Here is a 22419-nt window from a genome sequence, read left to right on the forward strand (position 1 = left end):
TAACTTAAAGATAGCAAAAATTAATAATATTGTCAACACAAAATATAATGTTTTTGTTAAAGTAGTTAATTTTTTATAACTTAATTAAGATAAATTGAGGTCCTATTTTAAAATCGTTAGTTGTTAGAACCCATAAAGGAATTTTTTAAAAGTAATTTAGAGACATTTTATGGGGGCAGGGCACCTATTTCAAAAAAATTCTACCATTTAGCAGGAAAAGTACCTTAGACTATAGGCATAAGCCAAACGATAAAATTTCTTCCACCGATCCTTGATACTTTGTAGCAATTTCTACTTTTATTGGACAAATTATATTAAAAGCCTAGCTTCTTGTAATTTTTATAGTATAATTAAGCTCATTTTTTATATATAATAACCTGAGTTAGGTACAAGCTGTTATCTCTTACCAAGGTTAATGGCAGAACTAACAGGTTTAGAGCCTTGAAATCTGTTAGTTACATATAAACTTCTTTTTAAAACCTGGTGTTAATAATTAAAGTCAGACTTTGAAAATTGAATTGAGACTAAAATATTACTCATGAAAGCTTTTTCCATATTTATATTAATTATTTTTACTTCACTCACAGCTATAGCTAGAGAAGAAATTAAGGGGGGTAATTTGCAGCTTGCTTCCTATCAAGAGCTAGAGAGGTTGGAGGCTTTAGAAAAAGAAAACCAACATTTATTAGGTAGAATCGAAGTAGCTGAACATAATATTGCAAAATTAGAAAAAAGCTTAAGCCTGCTACATCAAGAAGCTTTAGCTTCCTCTAACGCTGCAGGGGCTAAAACTGTCAAGGCCGACTCTTTAAGCGACATATTTGACATAACATCTGATAAACAGGCAATAAGCCAAGATAATAAAGCTATCAATAACTCTGGCGGTAATATAGCTAAAGATAAGCCACTCTATGATTTGGCTCTGGCATCTTTAAAAGAGAATAAATTAATGGAAGCAGAAAAAAAGTTTGCAGAATTTTTAAAAAACTTTCCTAATAGTCCTCTAGTCAGCAATGCCTATTTCTGGTATGGAGAAACTTTTTCCAAGCGTAATATGTTTGATAAGGCTGCTATAAACTATTTAAAAGGCTATAAACAAGCCCCTAAAGGAGCGAAAGCTTCTGATTCTTTACTTAAGCTCGCATTAGCGCTTGGTGCGCTTAATAAAAACCAGCAAGCTTGTTCTATTCTAAATAAACTTGATGCGGAATTTCCTAGCAGAACAATTAGTTCAGTAACAAGGGCTAAGGAGGCTAAAATTAAGTTTGGTTGTAAAAATTGATAAGTTAATAGACTTCCTGCATAAGTCGAAAGTAGCCAGCGGGATTTTTAGGAAAAACGAAGCTGAGCCGAGCTGTGGACAAGGATGTATATGAGGAGCAGAGGCAAGTTTTGACAATAAAATCACCCACTAGATCGGGCCTTGTGCAGCAAGTCTAATACTATCTGCAGTTATTTATAGTCTAGGCCCTTATTAATTAATAACCTCTGCTGGGGGGAAGAAGGTAATGAACAATGATAGATATTTTAGAAGAAATTTTAAATGATAATAAAGAAGAAAAAAGGTTATTTTATTTTAAAAAACTCCTTCCTATAGTAATTATTTTTGTACTTATTACTGTAATAATAATGATCATAAATAATTGGTATAATGAAAAAAAAATAAAAAATAATCAGGAAATAGGAGATATTTTAGTTAAAGCTATACGTTCCCCAGTAAATGAAGAATTAACTATTAAACCATTAGAACATTTAGTGGCAACTAGTAATAATAAAACTAAAGAATTAGCGGCCATTGCCCAGATTGGATTTGGAATAAAGCGCAATGATTGGGCCCAAACCGATAATTTATTGAATAATATAATTAATAATCAATATTACGATGAATTAACCACCGCATATGCCCGTTTAATTTGGATCAGTTTAAATATAGATAAAATACATTTATCTGATATAAATATTACCATGTTAGAAGAATATTTAAATTACTTTGACACGGCCAATAAGCCATTTTATGGAACAGCAAATTTGTTGAAAGCACACTGGTATATTAAAAAGGGTTCTAAAGATTTAGCAATCAATACTTTGACTAACCTAATTTCATTAGATGAACTGCCCTTAAGCATTAAAAAGCAAGCGAATTATTTGCTTGGCACCCTTACAATAATAAAATAGAAAGTATAAGATATGAAAAAACCACTATTAGTCGCTTTGTGCTTACCATTTATTTTAGCTTCTTGTGGTCTTGGATCTCACAAGATTAAAAATATTACTGAATTAACTCCTAAGTTAGTATTAGAAAATGATGAACTTATTAAAGTAGACCCTGTTATTAATGACTTTACTCCCAAAATGTTACAGGGGAAAGAATATGCGATAGCTAAGTATAAAATAATAGCAGAGCCAGTCTTGGCTCACGATATTCTTTATATTATTGATAAAAGAGGGAACGTTTCTGCTTTTTCCAATAAAAGCAAGTCAACTATTTGGTCATATAATATAAGTATTAATAAGAACGATCATTATGTAGGAGGGGGAATCCTACATCATAACGGCAAATTATATGTTACTTATGGATCAAGGTTTTTAGTGATTTTAGATAGTGCTTCAGGCCATGAAATAATAAGAAAAGAGCTGCCTGATATAGTAAGAATAACCCCAATACTAATTGATGAACATAATATTTTAGTGCAAACAATAAGTAATCAAATATTAGCCATTAACATTGAAAACTTAAATTTTGTTTGGCAACATGAAGGTATGTTTGAAACATTATCTTCAAGCTATTATGTGGCTCCTATAGTTCAGGGCGGGTATATAATAGTAAATTACAATTCCGGTGAAATGGTAACTTTAAATCGTCAAGGCACGGTGTTATGGACTCAGGATATATCACTAGGTAAACAAGAAATTGGGTTGCCAAATTTTGAGACTTCGTCTATCTTATGTAAACCCGTGGTGCACAATTCATCGTTATATATAGCAAATAGTAGTGGTAAGCTAATTAAGTTAGATATTCTGAAAGGTACAATTCTGTGGCAAATTAAAGCGGCAGATATACAATCCATGGCGTTATCAGGCAATAGTTTATTGATTACCAATAATGCTGGACAAGTAGGCGCGGTTAGTACTGAATCGGGCAAAATTAAATTTGTAGCAAATTTAATTCCACCTAATACAAAAAAACTTAAAGCCGCTTTATTTTTAGCTCCGATTATTAGTAAATTTGGTGATGGTTGGAAATTAAATATAATTTCTAATAAGGGGGAATTATATAGTTTTCACTCAGATAATAGGGGAAATTTAGAAGTACAGCCACAAATTAACAAAATTGCTAAAAATATAAAATATTACGGAGAAACAGCCGAAGGTAACATATATTTTATAACGGATAGAAAAGCGATTTTTGTAGCTCTGCAATAAAAACAAGGGCAGGCCTATACTATATTAGGCTTTATATATAATAACATTTAACTTGACAAATCGCTGTGTATAATGCTATTTAAGTATACGCCAGTAGCTAATTGGTATAAAGTAGAAACTCAATTTGTAATTAATAAAATTATTTAACGTGAAAACTTATTCTGCAAAGCCATCCGAGATTCAGAAGAGGTGGTGGATTATAGATGCTAAAGGTCTCGTATTAGGGCGGCTTGCTAGTGAGGTAGCTAAAATCTTGCGTGGTAAACATAAGCCTTCTTATACTCCTCATTTAGATTGTGGAGACTATATAATAATAGTTAATGCACAATATATCTATTTGAGTGGGAAAAAATCAGATCTTAAGGATGGTAAAATTTATTACCGACATACCGGTTTCCCAGGAGGAATAAAAGAAACTACTGCCGGAAAGATTTTAATGGGTAAACATCCAGAACGCGTCATAAAACTTGCCGTAAAAAGAATGATTACTAGAAACGTATTAGGCTCTAAGCAAATGGGAAATCTCTATGTATATGCTGGAGCTGAGCATCCTCATCAAGGGCAACAGCCGGAATTTTATGATTGGGCAAGCAAGAATCCTAAGAACAAAAAGTTATAGATCATGACAACATTGAAAATGCAAGACACTAATACTAGTAATGCTATTATCGCTTCAGATACGCTAGTAAAAAATAAGAAATCAGTATTAAATACTAATAAAGTTTATAGCACTGGCAGAAGAAAAAATGCAATTGCTCGCGTTTGGATTCAAGTGGGAAATGGCCAGATCATAGTCAATAAAAAAAACGTAGAACAATATTTTACCCGCGAATCACATGTTAAAACCTTATTACAGCCTTTTGTGGTCACTAAGTCAGCTGGGCAATATAATATAATATGTACTGTTAAAGGGGGGGGTGTTTCCGGTCAAATGGGAGCAGTATTGCATGGAATTGCTAGGGCTCTTAACAAAATTGCTCCTGAATACCACGATCTTTTACATAAAGCTGGCTTATTAACACGTGATTCACGGGTAGTAGAACGTAAAAAATATGGTCAACATAAAGCGCGTAAAAATACCCAATTTTCTAAACGTTAATATTTTACATTATAATACAGGCTTCTGGCATAATTGGTATTGAGTAGGGGATTTGAAGCGTGCACAGAAGACTGGGCTACTGAAGCGTATAGCCCATATACCGCTTTTGTGCTTCAAGAATTGGCATGCTATGTGTCCCAAAGATTGAGGCTTGCTCACGTACCGTGTAAGTACACGCTATGCTCCTTTGGCTTTGCCACATGCTCGATCTGCTTGAAGTCGTCCTTTGTCTACCACCTTTTCAGGTTCGAGCAGTATATATTGCGGCTCTAATTTAGAAAAACTTTATAATTTTGTAATACAAAAAGGCTACGTTAATATAATATAAAATTTCTTTAATAGGACTATGGCGGGGTAGCTCAGCTGGTTAGAGCAGCGGAATCATAATCCGCGTGTCGGGGGTTCAAGTCCCTCTCTCGCTACCAAAAATATTGGTGAAGCAATAATTAGACTTTTTACATAATTATTGTTCGAATTAACTCTTAAAATATAAATACATTCTATGAAAACTTTAATTTTATTTATTAGTTGCTTATGTTACTCTTTAATCAGCAACGCTGCTCCTACCTCTTCATCTAGCTTGAAAACTCTGCACCAATATGCTTTATCAATTGAGAATGAAAATTCTGAAAATAAGATCTTGTCATTTTCTAAGTATTTTCTTTCAAAACCTTATGATACAGAAATAGGTAATAACTTAATTGTTTGGGATCAAACAAGAAATAAAATTAATCTAATTAACCTAGATAGCTTTGATTGTTTTAGCTATATCGAAATGGTTTTAGCTTTGTCAACGATACAAAATCCTAATACTAATTTAGAAAAATTTACTACCCAACTAGCTGATAATTTAGCAACAATAATGTTTTCCTCAAATAATATTAATTATAGTAACCGCAATCACTTTATGGATGAATGGTTAAGGAATAACAAAAATATTATTGGAGAAAATGTTTTTGAAAAACTTAGTTATGCCAAGTTAAAGAACGCTAAAATTAATAAAGCAGGATTACTAGAAAAACAAATTAAAAATTATGCTGATAAATCATTAAATGAAAGTCAACGTCAGCAATTTATTGATAAATATAAAAATTTAATTAATGACTCTGCAACTTTTGAATCAAGTATTAAATATATAAGTTTTTCAGATTTTTTATTACATGAAAAAGAGTTAACTCAAGATTTACAAGGGAAAATTTATATAATAACTATACTAATGGATAATCCTGAGTTACTAGCATTAACGGGCTCTGAGCATAATATAGCTCATGTTGGTTTTGTATTTGTTAAGGAAGGCGCCTTATATCTAAGGCATGCTACGTCCATTGGTTCTAAATCTGTAGAAGAAATATCATTAAAAGATTATGCTAGTGCTAAAAAACAAAGTAAAGTTTTAATTGGCTTCACCTTATTTGATTTAAAAATTTAAACATGTATACTCTAGGAACTTCAAGAATTGGCGTCGTCGCGCCCTAAATATCGAGGCTGCGTATGTACTTTAGTATGCTGCGCTGCTCGACTTTGAGCCTCCTGCCTCTTCTTGAAGTTGACCTTCGTTACTCTCTTTTCAGGTGCGAACCATACTGTTCACTTATGCCGAAATCGAAGTTATATTACCAAGCATTTTTTATAATTATGGGTAGAGCATACGGCCGTATAATGACTAAATCAAATCTGATACAATAATTTTGATATTTTGGATTAGAATTTAAAAATATACTGACAGATCTTTTGATCCGTGTTTGTTGTTTAGTGGATAATATCCTATATTCCAGCGACTTTCTTGCTTTAACTTCGATAAAAACAAGCTTTTGTCCACGCAAAGCAATAATATCAATTTCTCCTACGTAATATTTTTTACGGTGATACAAAATTTGATAAAATTGAAGTTTATAAATAATAATTGTTATATACTCGGCTATTAAGCCGAGGGTAAATTTTTTCATTATACTACTCGTCTTTCAAAAATTGTTTTTTTATTTTATCATGGACTCATGTGGTCAAATACTTGCATGTATAGCTGTGAACGGTCACTGTATAGCTTAGATCAATATGATACAGACAAGATAGTATACAGGAAGTATAATAGATATACATACTTGGAGATACATATAGTGTCAACACCTTAACGATTTAGGCTATACGCTGCGCGCGCTCGCCATGGAAAATAAAATCCAATTCTTGAAGTATGAGCAGTATATATGTCTTCTACCTTATACCCCAAATATCAGATTTCTTGACCCACGGACGGCAAAGCAAGTAACTTTGACAGTAGACTTCTTGCGAAATTCTACTCGAGATGATAATTTGTATGTCGAATCTAGGAGCAAATCCTCACCTATAGTATATGCCATTAAGGTGCGTATACTGCTTGTACTTCAAGAATTGGATTTTATTTTAAATGGCGAGCGCGCGCAGCGTACATGTCAGTACGTGAGCACGTGAATCCAGGATAAAATAAAAAAAACAATTTTTGAAAGACGAGTAGTATATAGGGTATTTACCTTCAAGTATCCATGACTACTATACTTCTAGCACACTATTATGTCTATATCATAATGATACAAGCTATACGCTGCGGTTTGGTGCGAAGAGTCTCCTTCAAATTTCCTGCTTGACGCGAGTTTCGAAAGAGGTCTATTTCTCGAAAAAACCCACAAGTCGATAAAGTTAAGCTACACCTTCTAAATGTAAAAGAATCCGTTTAAGTTCTAAGCCAGCAGCATAGCCGGTTAACCTAGAGTTACTACCTATCACCCTATGGCATGGTACTATAATGGATAAGCGATTCCGTGCAATAGCATTAGCTACTGCTCTAAATGAGTTAGGAGCAGATACTAAATTAGCGACTGCCTTATAACTTAAAACTTGCCCATAGGGTATGTTACAGAGGGTAGACCATACCTTTTGTTGGAAATCAGTTCCGATAAAATTATAGGCAATAGTGAACACTTGTCTCTTGCCGTTTAGATATTCCGTTAGTTCTGTATAAGCTTCATTAAATATATTTAAGCTTTTTTGTTCATAATCTTGAATATTTGGTATGGCCGCATGCTTCTGGCCTTCAAAATACAAGCCAGTCAGAGCGGTTCCATCTGAAGTTAATAGCATTGTGCCTATTGGTAAGTTAATATATTGATATATTATTTTGTTACTAATCATCCTATTCTCGGGAATACTGCCGTTGGGAGATTAATATCTCTGCCTGGCGTTATAGCAAATTCTTTGGTTAAATGTTTCCACAATCTTTGATCTACTGGCACAGCTAATTGATCAAGCATTATATTAGCTGAATTAGGGATAAATGGCTGTAACATTATAGCTATATACCGTATTAGCTCTAGCAAGGTATATAAGATTTCAGACATTTTCTCAGGATTTGTTTCCTTTAAATTCCAAGGTGCTTCGTGATCTATGTAGACGTTTGCTTCTTCCGCTAAGTTAATAATACTCGTTAATACTGCATTAATATCAAATAAGCTCATCGATGAAGAATTTTGTAAAACCGATTCCTCAACTTTTATAATTAAAGGTGAGTCATAAATTTTATTTAGAGTATCTTCATTAATTAGCGGAATCTGTTCCTCATTATTTTTATAGGCCAAAGTTAAAGTTCTCTGTAACAAATTCCCGATCTTATTAGATAGCTCACTATTTACTCTATTAATAAAATTATTTCGGGAAAAGTTACCATCTGAGCCGAGTATTACTTCGCGGATTAGATAGAATCTGACAGGATCTAGCCCAAACTCGTCTATTAATTTTATAGGATCAATAACATTTCCTATGGATTTAGAGATTTTTTGTCCATCATTTGTCCACCACCCGTGGGCCATTATGCATTTAGGAGGCTCAAGCCCAGCAGCCATAAGAAATGCTGGCCAGTATACTGCGTGAAAACGTAAAATATCTTTACCCACCACATGGACATCAGCAGGCCAAAACTTATTATAATTATCGTGGGGAGCGGGGTATCCTAACGCCGAAATATAGTAAGTAAGAGCATCCAGCCATACATATATTACATGCTCCTCATGCTCTGGCACTTTTACCCCCCATTTAAAACTAGAACGAGAAATAGAGAGATCATGAAGCCCAGATTTAACAAAGCTAATTACTTCATTATATCTAGCAGCTGGTCTGATAAAATTAGGATTATTAGAATAAAACTCAAGCAATTTATCTTGCCACTTTGATAAGCGAAAGAAGTAACTTGGTTCTTCTACCCACTCAACTGTTGCGCCAGTAGGAGCGAGGCCATCTATTAATTCGGAGGCATTATAAAATGCTTCATCACGCAGGGAATACCAACCATTATAAGAGCTCAGATAAATATTATCGCTACTTAGTAATTGTTGCCATAAATATGTCACTGCTTGCTTATGGCGCGCTTCGGTAGTCCTAATAAAATCATCGTTAGAGATATTCAGAGATAACATTAAATTACGAAAATGCTGGGAAACCTGATCAGTAAATTGTTGTGGATCCATATTACGGGCAATAGCCGCTTTCTCCACTTTTTGTCCATGTTCATCAGTGCCGGTTAAGAACATAACGTCTTTCCCTAACAGCCTCATAAATCGAGCCATTACATCAGATATCACGCTAGTATAAGCATGACCTATATGAGGAACATCATTTACATAATAAATAGGGGTGGTAATATAGTAAGTATTGTGCATAATAAAAAATCAAATAATTTTATTAGGTTCTGGAAATATTTCTATAAATGGTCGATTTCATCATTAGGCTTTCTGCATAAGTCGAAAAATCCCTCAACTATTCTTTGACTTATGCAGGAAGTCTATGTATTAACTATATAATATTTTTTATGAATTAAGTATACTATAAAATTATTTCAAAGTGGGTAGGCAATGAAAAATTATATCTTATTAGAACAAGAATTAGAAAAAATTTCTCAAATCAATAATGTGATTTCCATTCTCTATTGGGATATTTCGGTGAATATTCCAATAGACTCGGTTAATAATAGAACAAAAGAAATAGCTTATTTATCTTCTTTATCTCATTCTATATTAAAGTCGCAGAAACTCGAAGAATTAGTAGAAGCTTGCTCTCAAGATTCAAAAGGTCTAGATGAATGGCAATTAGCGAATGTTCAAGAAACAAAGAAATATATTATTGAATCTAAATGTATAGATGATGATTTGAGAGATAAATATATTATAGCTAGTACAAAATGTGAGATGATTTGGCGTGAAGCAAGAAAAAATAATGACTATCAATTACTCAAGCCTTATTTACAGTCAGTATTAGATTATGCTAAAGAAATGGCACGTGCTAAAGCACAAAAGTTAAATTGTAGTATATATGATGCTGCGCTGGACCAATATGATCCAGGCCGTAAGGCAGAGGAAATTAGAGTAGTGTTTAATGAGATCAAAACTACTATTCCTACCTTAATTCAGCAAGTAATTGAAAAGCAAAGTAACGAGAAAGTAGTGCCAATAGTAAAGGTGGTGAATAAAGACTTACAAAAACTAATTGCCACAAGGCTAATGGAAGTAATGGAATTTAACTTTAGGAATGGTAGGTTAGATGAATCAACTCATCCATTTTGTGGAGGAACTTCTTATGATATAAGATTAACTAATAGATACAATGAATATAATATTATTTCCGGCATAATGGGCGTAGTCCATGAAACTGGCCATGGATTATATGAGTATAATTTACCTGCGCAATATAAAAATCAACCAGTGGGGAAAGGTAAAGGGATGGCGATTCATGAAAGCCAATCCTTATTTATGGAAATGCAAGTAGGGCGTTCGCAAGAGTTTTGTGAATTTTTAGCTACCTTACTTAGAGATGAATTTGATTTTAAAGGAACAGAATATACGGCTGATAACCTTTACAAATTAGTCACCAGAGTTGCTCCAAGCTTTATTAGAGTAGACGCTGATGAAGTTACTTATCCTTTACATGTAATCATTAGGTTTGAACTGGAAGAGGCCTTAATTAATGGCGAGTTATCATTAGATGATTTACCATATTATTGGAATAATAAGATACAAGAATATCTTGGTATTATGCCGCAGAATGATAGAGAAGGGTGCTTGCAAGATATTCATTGGCCTATGGGGAGTTTTGGCTATTTTCCATCTTATACTAATGGAGCTATTATTGCTTCTATGCTGATGCATCAAGCGCAAATAAAAAATGGTAATATAAAAACAGAAATAGCACAAGGAAATTTTAGTAATATCAACCATTTCTTAAATAATAATATTAGAAAATATGGTTCATTAAAAACTACTAATAAATTAGTTGAGGATGCTACCGGAGAAGAAAAGATTCAGCCTAAGATATTTCTAAATTATTTAAAACAGAAATATTTAACTTGAATGCCAGGGCACGGAGACCACAAAATCATCAACTAGATATCACCGACTAGATCGACTTATGCAGGAAGTATACTGCTATGAAGGCTTAGGCTTAGATTTTGGTATACAACCGGCACCAGCAGCTAATGGCTCAAACTTTACCTCCATATTCTCGTGGTTTGATAAACAATAACGTTTCAGGGGTACCTTAGGATCAGGTATCATGTCATCTTCACACCTGCCAGTTGCCTCTAGACCTATCGCTGTTTCATCCCAGATGGCATTACCACTATCAGGGCTTGGAGTAGTAATTGCATGGCATGTAGGGATGGGGTATTTTACGCATAAATCTAATTCTAGAAGAGTTTTATCTCTAATAGCTTCTATTTTATTGTCATAATTTGGCTTACCATCTTTCTGCTGTAAAACAAAATGTTGTTCTTCCTTGTTGATGGGGAAGTTTAAAGAAGCAGCAGGTATAAGTCTATCTTTTACAGCTACTGAAGCTTTACATAATTCTTGCCCTGGGTGAACATTATTTTCATAGCAATATATTAAATTCTGAGATACTGAATCCTGACATTCATATATTGTTATCCTATTATTTTCTTTTTCAGGTATAGCTTTCTTCTTTGTACACCCCACTTTACCTTCTTCTTGCTGGCATATTCTAAGAGTTGGATTGTCCCGCATGATTTGATTAAACTCATTGCAATCCACTATATCTGTTTCAGTAAGCTTTGTTAATACACAATTAGCATCTTGAGGATTTGGCGGGTCATTAGGATCCTTAGAATCAGAGGAGGATGTACCAGGGGTACACTTAATCATATCCTGCGGTTGCAAACAAGCATGGGTGGCTCCTTGAATATACTTCCCCTGACGATATTCCAAGCCACTTAAATATACTCCCCCTGGTATAAGTTTCTTCGTTTTAGGGTCATAAGGAAATTTGTTATCTTTATATTGCCCAAATCTGCTTAACGGGTCTATTGCATTTTTCCCAGAAAATGGCATAGCAATATATTGGCTTCCATCATCAGAAATGAAAGCCATAAAAGCAGAGAAATTAAGGCCGGCTAAACTGAAGTTTACTTGCTCTCCTACTGCTGATGTAGAGGGGCTCCTAATTGTTAAGGGAGTCACAACTGTGGGTAGAGAATTTATTACTTTATCATCCTCATCTAATACTTCTAGGGTAGCAATAAATTCAGGGGTAAAATATTTGTTATTAGCAGTGCATAGAGTATTAGGGGATGGGGGACATAGAGAAGTTTTAATTACATATCCATCGAGCACTCTATTAACACAACCCACTAAATTATTTCCTTCGGATACACAAATCGATTTTGGATCTTGGTGAGGAGGAGAGGTCTTGTCTTCGGAATCGGTACTAGGAAATTGAGCAATTGTAATATTAAATGTTCGAGGGGAAGAAGTTTTGGTGTTATTATTATCTTTAAGCTCTCTATGTTCTCTTAATGAATCTGTGGGATTTGGCTCGGTGAACACAAGAGGTACATCAATAAATTCTCCAGTATTAATTCCCCATACTTCTTGACAGGCAATTTTATTTGGTACTTTATTAGGGTCGCAATCCTCAAGATCATCAACATAATAATCATATGGTTTAGTAGTTTTTCCTATTTTTTGCCCATACACTATTCGAAAACCATCTTGACAGCTGTTTAAGGAAGCGACGCTACATGTCAAAGGTATTTTTGTATCAACACAATATCCATTGCCTGTAGGGTCTGGGCATGGTTTGATAGTATCGCGTTGTTCGGTTGCAGCATGAATAGCTTTAGCGGATAGAAGCGAGGGGTTAATTTTAACGCATCGGTCAGGTTTTGTAGGGTCCATATTCCCCTTACAAAGAGGTACTAAATTGTCAAGACTAATACGTACTACATTATGAATAATATTATTGTTAAGGCGAGAGACTACACATGCGTCCTCAGAATTTTGCCTGAATTTACCATCTCGGTTTTTCTTACTACATATAGTGCTAATAGTGGGCGTAGGCTGAATAAAATCCAAGGTAGGGCAATATGGAGGAGGGAAAGGACCAAGAGGGATTTCTACACAGCCAAGAGATTCACGTACATCCCCATTTAAGGATCCAAATTTTTTTAATATTCCTACTACCGCGTCCTGCAGCTTGCTAAGGAGTTTCCCTATTTGCTTAAGTATAGTCTCTAATACATTAAGGCCGGGGATCTTATCGGCCCCTAATGAATCCAATAATTCGCCCAATAGTTTCGGTAAATTAGCATCCTTCTGTCCTAAAAAAAATAAGAGAACTTGCATTATAGGGTGTAGCTTAGTTGTCTTATGAAGAGGTTGGTTATATGGATATATATCCAGTATATCCGTGCTGAATCCTGAGGCTGATATCAAATTAACTAATCCAGGGTCAATGTAAGCACATAATTTCGGTTTATCAAAGGATATTGGGTTTCCCTGCTCATCTAGGACAGGCTTATCATCTTCATCTAAAATTCGCGCGTCATTTTCTTCGACTCCTACCATATTCAAATGCTTTCCTGCCGTATAACCATTATCTGCAGGTATTTCTTCTGTGTGTAGGGCGTCCGCAGGAACTTTCGGCATCGCAATACGAGCGCAAATCCTAAGAACAGGTACAGCATAAGCACCTGCCCATACTGCACACTCTCCATTCCCTTTTAAATTAGTAGATTTACTCCAGCATGCAAGGGCATTACAAGAGGTAGTTCTTACGTTAATTTTGGGGTTAAAATAGGTGCTATCGGATGTTTTTTGAGCACAATATTTAAGATAAAACCAAATCCCTGGTTTAGGCATTTCAAATTGCATTAAGCAATTATCCGTCTTTCGGCCCGCTTTTTTATTCCAAGGGGCACATATAGGATTAGGTTTTACATTTCCCCATTTAACTTTACCATTCCAGATTTCATCTTCTGTACCGCTACCACAATTACAAGGATCAGAGAAACAGGTAGCAATATCATCCCAGACTGATGAGTAGGCAGGAATAGAATACATCAATAAGAAAAACGCTATATAATATTTTTTTAGCACCGTATTAATCCTCTTCTTATTTTGAACCATATTGTTTGTTAAATATGGTTTAATGCTCTATATAATGGGTTAATCCAATCATCTGGATGTCCGGGATATTTTTGTAATATTTTTTGGTATATTTGCATTTCGGGTTCTCTACAGGATAACATTCTAGCTATTCCACTTAAGCCTCCAATACTTAACTCTAAAGCAACAGTTTGATCATTTTGCTTAATTAGGAATCTTCTAGAAGCAACAGAAAATTTTGATAGTTTATTTATCTCAGAAGAGTTTAATTCTAAAATTTTTTCTAAATATTCGGATCTTATTTCTGAAGGTAAAATGATTTTAGTATCCATTAAATTTAACCAGCTTTGTAACGCATTAGTCTCTAGAAATTGCAGGTATGCAAAATTAAAATTGCTAATTAAAATACCATTATTTTTAAACAAATTCTCTGAAATCATGGGAGATATGTTAACAAAATTTTCTGGTTTATACAAGGAATCAAGATTATCAATTGCTAATATTTTGGGTTTTTTTCCTATAAGTGTTAAATGATAACTTAGCGCATATATTAATCCTGCACATAAACTTTTATGGGATGATAGCTTTAGAAGAAATGTATCTATAAGTTTTCTGTCCTGCGGATAAAAGCGCTTGGTAAAAGATTCTTCAGTAAATTGATATAAATTAAAGCCTATTATCCCTGATTCCTCTACTAAAAATTTATCGTTATTAAACAGCCCATCATATAGTCCGCCAGTTTCATAATCCGCTAGTTTAGCTTTGATTAGGCTGCCACTTTCGGTAGACCAATCTATATTTTGTAAAATAAAAGTGAAGAAACGCTCTTGTTTATCTAGGCTATAGATTTTATCGATAATTACTTCTAAAAATTTTAATTCTCCCTCTGTGAGAGGAGTATAATTATTATTACAAATAACTTTTAAAAACTCCATAATAAAATGTCGTGATTCAGGGCTATCATCTACTAAAAAAGGGTTTATTAAAAGAGTTTCTTGTGTTACCCATTGACCTTCCAGCGCTTCAATAAAAATCCTTGAATTATCATTATTGGTAATATAAATTATCGTTGGATCATATTTAGTAGCTTCGGAGATTAAAAAATTTGTTAAAGTAGTCTTACCAGTATTCGGTGTACCCAAAATACAAGTATTACCCCTACCGCTTCCCTGACTATGAAAATTCATAAAATAAGGAGTCCCTTTTTCTGTCCTTAATAACGTTACTGCTCGCCCCCAAATATTTTTGTGTTCGCCGGTGGGGAAATTATGTAAGGAAGCTAAGGCTGCAGTATGATCAATAATGGTGGGAGCCATCCTGCGCAGGTAGGAAAAATTACCAGGAAGTTGAGCCCAGAATGTTTGTTCTAAATTGATATCTTCTAGCACATGCACTATACCAATTTTAGAGAGTTCTCTAGATGCTTGTGCTACTGATTTATCTAATTGTTCTAGATCCGGGGCTATAATCGCAATAGAAATTTGTTGTTTGCAAAATTGATTAGGTAATAGCTCATCAAGGTTCATTATTTTATCTAGGGCGGTAATTTCAGCAAGTTGAGTATCTTTACTAACTTGTAAAATATATGCCTGATCTTTAAAGTGTTTAGTTACTTCTTTTTTGTTAACAAAGTAAAATATTTCCGTAGCAATTAATTCCACCGGTAGTTGTAAAAAGCTATCTAACGCCGCTGATGACACTTCGTGATATTCTTTTATAGAGATAATGGAGGCAAACTTTCTAATATGTTCTTGACCCATCACTTCAATTTTATCGCTACCGACTGCATATTGATTTGAGGCTAATACTTTCGATAAATTTGCAATTGGCACTAAGGAGTATTCTTCATTAAGATGGATAATTCTATGATATACAAACATGAGTTCAGAATAAGATTCTTCCTCTTCAAAGGCGATTCCTAATTTTACTGCTCCAAAATCTTGTAAATCTGCCAGTATGCCATTTACAGCATTATTTAGTTTAATAAAAACGTTATCTAAATATTTACTTTGAAAATCTACTATTTTTGTAATAGATAAGGAGGTAAGTAAAGTGGCAAAATTCGTAACTTTCAACTTAGCTGAGTCATAAATTATGGTTATGTATAAGGTGTTAACAAATTTATCATCCCAAAAGTTTTTTTTGCTGCCATAAATTATGAATATTAGCAGCTAGTAATTTATTATAAAGGGCTGGATCATCTAAGTTTATTTTACGTCTTACAGTATGTATCCAAAAAGCAAAATTATTATTTTTAATATTCTGTTTGATCGCGTTACGAACCACTTCTCGCAAGTTAAACAATTTGCCGCTTATATTTTCTGAATTAATACCATTTATTTGAATAGTTTGTAATAACTCACCATTCTTGGTTAATAAAGTATCTTTATTATAGTGACAAGCAATTGGAATAAAATTTTCAGCAGCATTATTATATAAAGCTTTATCAACTTTTCGAGAATTTTGAGTTATTGTGAACACTAATTATCCTTAACAAAATAACAACTTTAATAAATAACAACTTTAGTCTTTATAATTATGAAGCTTTTTTACTCCTCCCATATAACTTATCAAACTATCCGGGATAGTGATTGAACCATCTTCATTTTGATAATTTTCTAATATAGCCACTATAGTGCGCCCAATTGGTAGGCCGGAACCATTTAAAGTATGAACAAAAGTCATGTCAAGGCTACCAAATTCTTTGTATCTCGTTTTCATCCTTCGTGCTTGAAAATCGCCACAATTTGAACAGCTAGAGATTTCGCGATATAATTTTTGCCCTGGTAACCATACTTCTAGGTCATAGGTTTTGTTAGAGGCAAATCCCATATCCCCAGTACAGAGCAGCATTACTCTATACGGTAAATCAAGTTTTTTAAGTATGGTTTCTGCAGCATTAGTAATATATTCATGTTCTCGCCCCGATTCTTCTGCAGTAGTAATGGTGACTAACTCAACTTTACTAAATTGATGCAGTCGTATCATACCTCGAGTATCTTTGCCGCTGCTTCCTGCTTCAGACCTGAAGCAAGGGGTATGAGCAACATAACGAATTGGTAATTCGTCTCTTGCAATGATAGTATCAGCCACCATATTCACTAGCGGCACTTCACCAGTAGGAATAAGTCTATAATTATTGGTCGTTTCAAACGAATCACCAGCAAATTTTGGTAATTGTCCAGTATTATACATAGCAGCGCAGCGTACTAATGAGGGAGGAGATAATTCAATAAAATCGAATTCCTGGGTATGAATATCAATCATAAAATTGATTAAAGCTCTCTCTAACCTAGCTAAATCCCCGCGTAGGGTGACAAATCTGCTGCCAGATATTTTAGTAGTATTAACAAAATCCATCATCCCTAAATTTTCTCCGAGCTCAAAGTGCTGCTTAGGGGTAAATAATGGAGGGGTAATTTCTCCTACCGATCTAATAAGCTTATTCATGCTTTCGTCAGTACCATATGGTACTTCATCATCAGGAAGATTAGGCAGTAATTCCAATATATTATGTAATTCTTGGTTGCTATTTAATTTTGAATGCAGTTCTTCTAATTTTTCATTGATATGATCTACATCACGCTTCATTTCCTCAAAATCTTTACTAGATTTATCAACCATACTACCAAGTTCTTTAGACTTCTTTTTACGCGCATGTTGGAATTGTTGAATTAAATTAGTTAATTGACGTTTATTCTCATCTAATTTAGTAATTTGATCAGACATTGGAGGAATGCCTCTTTTAATCAATAAATCGTCAAATTTTTGTTTGTTTTCTCTAATCCACTTTATATCTAACATTGAGTTCCTCGGTTTTCTACAAATTTACACATAATAATTGACACCTCATATAATAAAATCATTGGTATTGCAAGGGCAAACTGGCTCAGGACATCGGGCGGAGTTATTATTCCGGCAATAATAAAATTAATTACAATCGACAATCTTCGTTTGTTACTTAAATCTTTAGCCTGTAATATTTTTAATAAATTCAATATTAATATGACAATTGGTAACTGAAAAGCTATACCAAACGCAAGAATTAATTGAATTACTAAGTGCAGATATTCACTAATTTTAGCTTCTAATATTATTGGGATAACAATATTATTATTTTCAAAGCTTAGAAAAAATTGCCATGCACGTGGCATAACAAAATGGAATACAAATATACTACCGCTCCAAAATAGGATAGGAGACATACATAGTAAAATAGCCGCATATTTTTTTTCATTATTATATAAACCAGGTTTTATGAATAAATAAGATTCTAAAGCAATAATTGGCATAATCAGTAAAAATGAAAAAAAGGCGGCAAGTTTTATATAAGTAAAAAATGCTTCCGTAAGTCCAGTATAAATCACTTTTCGAGTGTTATCCTCGCTTAATTTGGCAAGTGGCTCTAATAAAATATTATATATATTATTACTAAAATAATAGCAGATAATAAAACAAATAATAAAAGCAAATAATATTCTAAAAATTCTAGTTTTGAGCTCTAAAAAATGCTCTATAATAGTATAAGATTTCATATATTACATAGTATACTTAATTTGCTTGCAAGAATAGTTTTTCATTTTTCTAGGATTCGTGTGCTCATATAGGAGTATATAGTTAATGGGTACGAATTGAAATACAAAATAGTGCTAAAGCATCGCTAATAGTTTTTCCACATTGTTTAAGCTCTCGTTAATCCTTATTATTTTGTTTATCTATCAATATTTTATCTAGTTCTTGGTTAAGAGCTTTAATAATTTTAGTATTTTCGCTGCTGGGCTTATTGGAGAAGTGTGGTTTTTTAGGCACATTCATAAAATCGGTTTTTTTGGGATTATTAGGGATTTTAATTGATTGTAAACTATTGAGGGAGAAAGTATTAAGTAAAGTTTTACTAGTTTCATGGAGATAAGGGGTAGTGATAGAATTTTGCAGCCAATTTGGGTATTTATCTAGCGTTGTATGCTTTGCAATATCTTGTAATGTTTTAGCTCCCAGATAACTATTAGAAAACAGCACTGCTAAGCTGCTGAATAATAATAAGCAAATAAAAGCTCCCCTAAAGAAACCCGCTGCGAACCCAAGAGCTCTATCCAGCATACCGCCTCTAATAACAGATACCATTAAAATAAATTTACGAGTTATTAGACTGCATATTATTAAAGAAATAATATAAGCAATAATACCCGAGACTACCTCTAATGCTATAGGATTCACTAAATATTTAGTAATTATTTTCGTTATGTATGGTTGTGAAAAATAAGTGATAATAATTGAGGATATAAAACCTAATAGGCCAATAAGAAGTTTTATCACGCCTCCATATAACCCCAAGAGGGAGGAAGCAGTAATTATGGTTAATATTATGAGATCAAACCAGGTAAGCATCAGCTTTATTTTGTTATTAAATATTCTTGAAAGATGAGCAGTAATATTGATCCCGATTTGTATCCTCTAGTAGCCTGTTTCATTTTTCCTAAAAACTCCTATAGCTTTACTTGGAGTTATGCCGTAAGTCTACTAAAATAATAACTTCAAATATTAATAATTTAAATTTTTTTCACAGAAGCTAGGGAAATTGGGAGTATAATAAAATTTTTATATTGAATAGAGAGAATTTTATACTATATATAACCAAAAGCCCATATTATATAGAAATTATAACGCCATGTTCGACTTTTTTTTAGCAGGTAACTAATTTTTCGAGTTGTGTTGGCACAAGTTTTAAAGACTTTGTCAAAAATGTAGCAATAGTATGAGCAAGTAATTTTCTAGCGATGCGAGATTGTAGATGCCAGTAACTCTTAACTCTGATAGCATTAATAGCAAAACGTTCTGTAAGCTGACCAATAACAGTTTCAATTAAACGACGAGTAGCAGTAATCCATTTAAGGAAATTCTTGGATCTATTATCCTTCATATTCTTTTTTAAAGGTGTTTGTAAATCAATGTTTTTGGTGGCCAACTCATCTTTTAAATCCTGACCAAGATAGCCTTTATCGCCCAGTACCATGCCACTAATATTAGGAGACATTACTTGCAGAGCTTCACGTTCAGACCCATTAGCAGGAGTTATCATGAATCCAGCTATTCGACCTTCTTCATTAATTAATACGTGTCCTAGAAAACCGTAATAATAGCTATCTTTCGAAGCGCAGTACCCATAGTCAGCGTATTCCTTAAAACATCGCCCTCTCGTTGCTCGGGCCAAATTTATTACAGGAATCGGTACCCCATCTATCATATGCAGATCTGATTTGCTTGCACTCTTAAACAAGTCGGCAAGCAGCATGTTCTTAATAGATAAAAGACCGCTACATTGCTTCACATAAGACGGTCTACTCTTTAGATTGGGAAACCATTCTTGAAAATGACGTTTAAAATATTCCCATATCTGCTTGTCTTGGTGCAAACCGATAAATTCTCCCACCACTTCCATTGTTAATGCTTCCACGTCACTTAAGCAAGGTGGAAATCCTGCTTTCCTTACTTTGATATTTTTGGTTATTATAGTCATTTTTTCTTCTATGAAACAATACACAGTAATGATAAACTCTTCTAGGGTCATAGCTTCTTTCTCGATAATTGAACTATGACCTTATTAGGCTATCCTATTCTTTTGTCAATCTTAAAAAAAAGTCGAACATGGCGTAAATTATAATAATATTTTAAAATTATAATAGACTTTATGCACGTAAATAGTAAGATTTTTGATAATTTGTCTGGTAAGGTTTTAATCTCAACCCCCTATATGTTTGAGGGTATATTTAACCAATCCCTTATTTATATGCTTTCTCATACAGATGAAGGTGCTATGGGTTTAATATTTAACCATTTAGTTAATCAAATAGAAGTTAAATCCTTCTTTAAAATAGAAGATGATCAAGTACCTAGTAATATTGTGATGCCTATCTATTTAGGGGGGCCAGTTGAACATGAACGTGGATTTTTTCTACATTCTGATGATTATGATAAAAATTTATTGTTAAAATTTCAAAACCATTTAGCGGTTAGTTCTAATCATAAAATATCTTATGATATTGCGGCAGGGCAGGGGCCTAAAGATAGTTTATTTATTATTGGTTATACTGCTTGGAAAGCAGGGCAGCTTGAGGCGGAGCTTAAGGATAATTTGTGGATAGTGCTGGATAGTGATAAGGATTTTATTTTTGCTGACCATCCTGAAAATAAGTGGGATCATGCCTTAGAAAAATTGGGTATAAGAAAATCGCATTTTACTTCACGGATTGGTAACGCTTAATAATACATCCGGGCTTATGTAATAGCATTTCCGAAAACTAAATTAGCATTAGCAGTACTAGTGCTCTACATATTAGTACGCAAGGAGCGGAGATCATGAAGCAGGGCGAACGTAGATGATTAGTTTTCAGAGATGGTATAATTCAGGTGGAAGAACCTAGTATATACTGCTCGTACTTCAAGAATTGGATTTTATTTTAAATGGCGAGCGTTTGCTGCGTACATGCCAGTACGTGAGCACGTGAGTCCATGATAAAATAAAAAAACAATTTTTGAAAGACGAGTAGTATATTCAGGTTAATTATAGGAGAAGAGGGTGGGTTGGATAATTTTTGCCAGTATCATTATAGGGTTATTAATTTATGATCTAGGTTTAACCAATAGGTATAATAGAGTAATTACTTTTCGTCAAAGTATTTATTCTACTCTTTTTTATCTATTTATAGCTTGCGCCTTTGGGGTTTTTATTTTCTTTGAGATGGGTAGCGAGAAAGCTTTAGAGTATTATACTTGTTTTTTTATAGAAAAAGCTATGTCCTTGGATAATATTTTTGTTATTTCAATGATTTTTCAGTTTTTTTCTATTCCCCTAATGTATCAACACAGAATATTATTTTTTGGAGTGCTAGGGGTCCTGTTTTTTAGAGGAGTGATAATTTACTTTGGGATAGTGGCAATTACTAAATTCTCATGGCTCTTATATCTTCTGGGAGTAATACTAATAATAACAGGCGTTAAAGCTTTTTATATAACTAAAGAAAAATTTAATATCCGCCAATCCTATATTTATAAGTTTTTACAGAAATATTGCAATCTTACAGATAAAATAATTGGTTATAGATATTTTGTAAGAGAAAATGGTAAAATAAGCATAACGCCTATTTGTGGGGCGTTAATAATTATAGAAGCTATGGATGCAGTTTTTGCTCTAGATAGTATTCCCGCAATATTTGCTATTACTCATGATAGCTTTATAATATACACTTCTAATATTTTTGCAGTATTAGGTTTGCGCAGCCTGTTTTTTTGTTTAGCCAACCTTATAGAACGTTTTCATTATATAAGATATTCTCTAGCAATTATCTTAATATTTATTGGGGTTAAAATATTTGTAGTACATTTTATTGCTATACCTCCTTATTTCTCGTTATTAGTAGTGATTAGCATTATAACTGGTGGTATTTTTGCTTCAATAATGGCGCCAAGAAATAAAAGTTAACA

At 33.5% G+C, this 22419-nt stretch carries 16 protein-coding genes, 1 tRNA gene and 2 pseudogenes; 10 read left to right on the forward strand and 9 right to left on the reverse strand.

The window, feature by feature from the left end:
• Nucleotides 1-538: 538 nt before the first annotated feature.
• From ybgF to AAGD44_RS00640, 7 genes are all read left to right on the forward strand, one after another.
• Nucleotides 539-1282: a tol-pal system protein YbgF gene (gene ybgF, locus AAGD44_RS00610; protein WP_341764139.1), complete on the forward strand. Its 744-nt coding sequence runs from the start codon at nt 539-541 to the stop codon at nt 1280-1282.
• Nucleotides 1283-1515: 233 nt separating this feature from the next.
• Nucleotides 1516-2175 (forward strand): DUF2659 family protein, encoded by a 660-nt coding sequence (locus tag AAGD44_RS00615; protein WP_341764140.1) that lies wholly within the window; start codon nt 1516-1518, stop codon nt 2173-2175.
• Between the two features lie 12 nt (nt 2176-2187).
• Entirely contained in the window at nt 2188-3423 is a 1236-nt protein-coding gene (locus AAGD44_RS00620) for a PQQ-binding-like beta-propeller repeat protein (RefSeq protein WP_341764141.1), read from the forward strand.
• 148 nt (nt 3424-3571) lie between these two features.
• The gene (gene rplM / locus AAGD44_RS00625) at nt 3572-4042 is read left to right on the forward strand and encodes a 50S ribosomal protein L13 (RefSeq protein ID WP_341764142.1); all 471 of its coding nucleotides are present in this window, start codon (nt 3572-3574) and stop codon (nt 4040-4042) included.
• 3 nt (nt 4043-4045) lie between these two features.
• On the forward strand, nt 4046-4522 hold the full coding sequence (rpsI, locus tag AAGD44_RS00630; protein ID WP_410520987.1) for a 30S ribosomal protein S9: 477 nt from the start codon (nt 4046-4048) through the stop codon (nt 4520-4522).
• A 348-nt stretch (nt 4523-4870) separates the two neighbouring features.
• Nucleotides 4871-4947: transfer RNA gene (locus tag AAGD44_RS00635), tRNA-Met, on the forward strand.
• A gap of 77 nt (nt 4948-5024) precedes the next feature.
• Complete coding sequence (locus AAGD44_RS00640) at nt 5025-5951, forward strand: N-acetylmuramoyl-L-alanine amidase-like domain-containing protein (RefSeq protein ID WP_341764143.1); 927 nt, start codon at nt 5025-5027, stop codon at nt 5949-5951.
• 184 nt (nt 5952-6135) lie between these two features.
• Here AAGD44_RS00640 and AAGD44_RS00645 read toward each other — a convergent pair whose 3' ends face one another.
• The 3 genes from AAGD44_RS00645 to metG form a co-directional block, all read right to left on the reverse strand.
• Nucleotides 6136-6468, reverse strand: a complete 333-nt coding sequence (locus AAGD44_RS00645; protein WP_341764144.1) for a YraN family protein — start codon at nt 6466-6468, stop codon at nt 6136-6138.
• A gap of 724 nt (nt 6469-7192) precedes the next feature.
• Nucleotides 7193-7684, reverse strand: a complete 492-nt coding sequence (locus AAGD44_RS00650) for a methylated-DNA--[protein]-cysteine S-methyltransferase (RefSeq protein WP_341764145.1) — start codon at nt 7682-7684, stop codon at nt 7193-7195.
• On the reverse strand, nt 7681-9204 hold the full coding sequence (gene metG / locus AAGD44_RS00655) for a methionine--tRNA ligase (RefSeq protein ID WP_341764146.1): 1524 nt from the start codon (nt 9202-9204) through the stop codon (nt 7681-7683). Before metG ends, AAGD44_RS00650 begins: the two co-directional genes overlap by 4 nt.
• A 192-nt stretch (nt 9205-9396) precedes the next feature.
• On the opposite strand from metG, the gene AAGD44_RS00660 reads away from it, so the two are divergent.
• Nucleotides 9397-10887 (forward strand): carboxypeptidase M32, encoded by a 1491-nt coding sequence (locus AAGD44_RS00660; protein WP_341764147.1) that lies wholly within the window; start codon nt 9397-9399, stop codon nt 10885-10887.
• Between the two features lie 75 nt (nt 10888-10962).
• On the opposite strand, the gene AAGD44_RS00665 is transcribed toward AAGD44_RS00660, so the two are convergent.
• The 6 genes and pseudogenes from AAGD44_RS00665 to AAGD44_RS00690 form a co-directional block, all read right to left on the reverse strand.
• On the reverse strand, nt 10963-13959 hold the full coding sequence (locus AAGD44_RS00665; RefSeq protein WP_341764148.1) for a hypothetical protein: 2997 nt from the start codon (nt 13957-13959) through the stop codon (nt 10963-10965).
• An 8-nt stretch (nt 13960-13967) separates the two neighbouring features.
• Nucleotides 13968-16410, reverse strand: a pseudogene (locus AAGD44_RS00670) (VirB4 family type IV secretion/conjugal transfer ATPase).
• Nucleotides 16411-16461: 51 nt separating this feature from the next.
• On the reverse strand, nt 16462-17742 hold the full coding sequence (gene serS, locus AAGD44_RS00675) for a serine--tRNA ligase (RefSeq protein WP_341764149.1): 1281 nt from the start codon (nt 17740-17742) through the stop codon (nt 16462-16464).
• Nucleotides 17720-18473: pseudogene (tatC, locus tag AAGD44_RS00680) on the reverse strand (twin-arginine translocase subunit TatC). The gene serS and the pseudogene tatC overlap by 23 nt, the downstream one beginning before the upstream one ends.
• Before the next feature lie 157 nt (nt 18474-18630).
• Entirely contained in the window at nt 18631-19326 is a 696-nt protein-coding gene (locus AAGD44_RS00685; protein WP_341764150.1) for a CvpA family protein, read from the reverse strand.
• 295 nt (nt 19327-19621) lie between these two features.
• Nucleotides 19622-20506: an IS982 family transposase gene (locus AAGD44_RS00690; RefSeq protein WP_341763539.1), complete on the reverse strand. Its 885-nt coding sequence runs from the start codon at nt 20504-20506 to the stop codon at nt 19622-19624.
• Between the two features lie 120 nt (nt 20507-20626).
• On the opposite strand from AAGD44_RS00690, the gene AAGD44_RS00695 reads away from it, so the two are divergent.
• Nucleotides 20627-21199, forward strand: coding sequence for a YqgE/AlgH family protein (locus AAGD44_RS00695; protein ID WP_341764151.1), 573 nt, complete (start codon nt 20627-20629; stop codon nt 21197-21199).
• A 315-nt stretch (nt 21200-21514) separates the two neighbouring features.
• Nucleotides 21515-22417 carry a TerC/Alx family metal homeostasis membrane protein gene (locus AAGD44_RS00700; protein ID WP_341764152.1) on the forward strand — a complete coding sequence of 301 codons (903 nt, stop codon included), beginning with the start codon at nt 21515-21517 and terminating at the stop codon, nt 22415-22417.
• The last annotated feature ends 2 nt before the right edge of the window (nt 22418-22419 follow it).

Source organism: Candidatus Tisiphia endosymbiont of Beris chalybata, assembly GCF_964026555.1.
In the GTDB taxonomy this organism is placed as follows: domain Bacteria; phylum Pseudomonadota; class Alphaproteobacteria; order Rickettsiales; family Rickettsiaceae; genus Tisiphia.

What these genes read in the sequence shown, in the direction of transcription:
- AAGD44_RS00650 (WP_341764145.1), bottom strand. Translation starts at nt 7,684, where the DNA reads ATGATTAGTAACAAAATAATATATCAATATATTAACTTACCAATAGGC.
- ybgF (WP_341764139.1), top strand. Translation starts at nt 539, where the DNA reads ATGAAAGCTTTTTCCATATTTATATTAATTATTTTTACTTCACTCACA.
- AAGD44_RS00685 (WP_341764150.1), bottom strand. Translation starts at nt 19,326, where the DNA reads ATGCTTACCTGGTTTGATCTCATAATATTAACCATAATTACTGCTTCC.
- AAGD44_RS00695 (WP_341764151.1), top strand. Translation starts at nt 20,627, where the DNA reads ATGCACGTAAATAGTAAGATTTTTGATAATTTGTCTGGTAAGGTTTTA.
- AAGD44_RS00645 (WP_341764144.1), bottom strand. Translation starts at nt 6,468, where the DNA reads ATGAAAAAATTTACCCTCGGCTTAATAGCCGAGTATATAACAATTATT.
- AAGD44_RS00640 (WP_341764143.1), top strand. Translation starts at nt 5,025, where the DNA reads ATGAAAACTTTAATTTTATTTATTAGTTGCTTATGTTACTCTTTAATC.
- AAGD44_RS00665 (WP_341764148.1), bottom strand. Translation starts at nt 13,959, where the DNA reads ATGGTTCAAAATAAGAAGAGGATTAATACGGTGCTAAAAAAATATTAT.
- serS (WP_341764149.1), bottom strand. Translation starts at nt 17,742, where the DNA reads ATGTTAGATATAAAGTGGATTAGAGAAAACAAACAAAAATTTGACGAT.
- rpsI (WP_410520987.1), top strand. Translation starts at nt 4,046, where the DNA reads ATGACAACATTGAAAATGCAAGACACTAATACTAGTAATGCTATTATC.
- metG (WP_341764146.1), bottom strand. Translation starts at nt 9,204, where the DNA reads ATGCACAATACTTACTATATTACCACCCCTATTTATTATGTAAATGAT.
- AAGD44_RS00615 (WP_341764140.1), top strand. Translation starts at nt 1,516, where the DNA reads ATGATAGATATTTTAGAAGAAATTTTAAATGATAATAAAGAAGAAAAA.
- AAGD44_RS00690 (WP_341763539.1), bottom strand. Translation starts at nt 20,506, where the DNA reads ATGACCCTAGAAGAGTTTATCATTACTGTGTATTGTTTCATAGAAGAA.
- AAGD44_RS00660 (WP_341764147.1), top strand. Translation starts at nt 9,397, where the DNA reads ATGAAAAATTATATCTTATTAGAACAAGAATTAGAAAAAATTTCTCAA.
- AAGD44_RS00620 (WP_341764141.1), top strand. Translation starts at nt 2,188, where the DNA reads ATGAAAAAACCACTATTAGTCGCTTTGTGCTTACCATTTATTTTAGCT.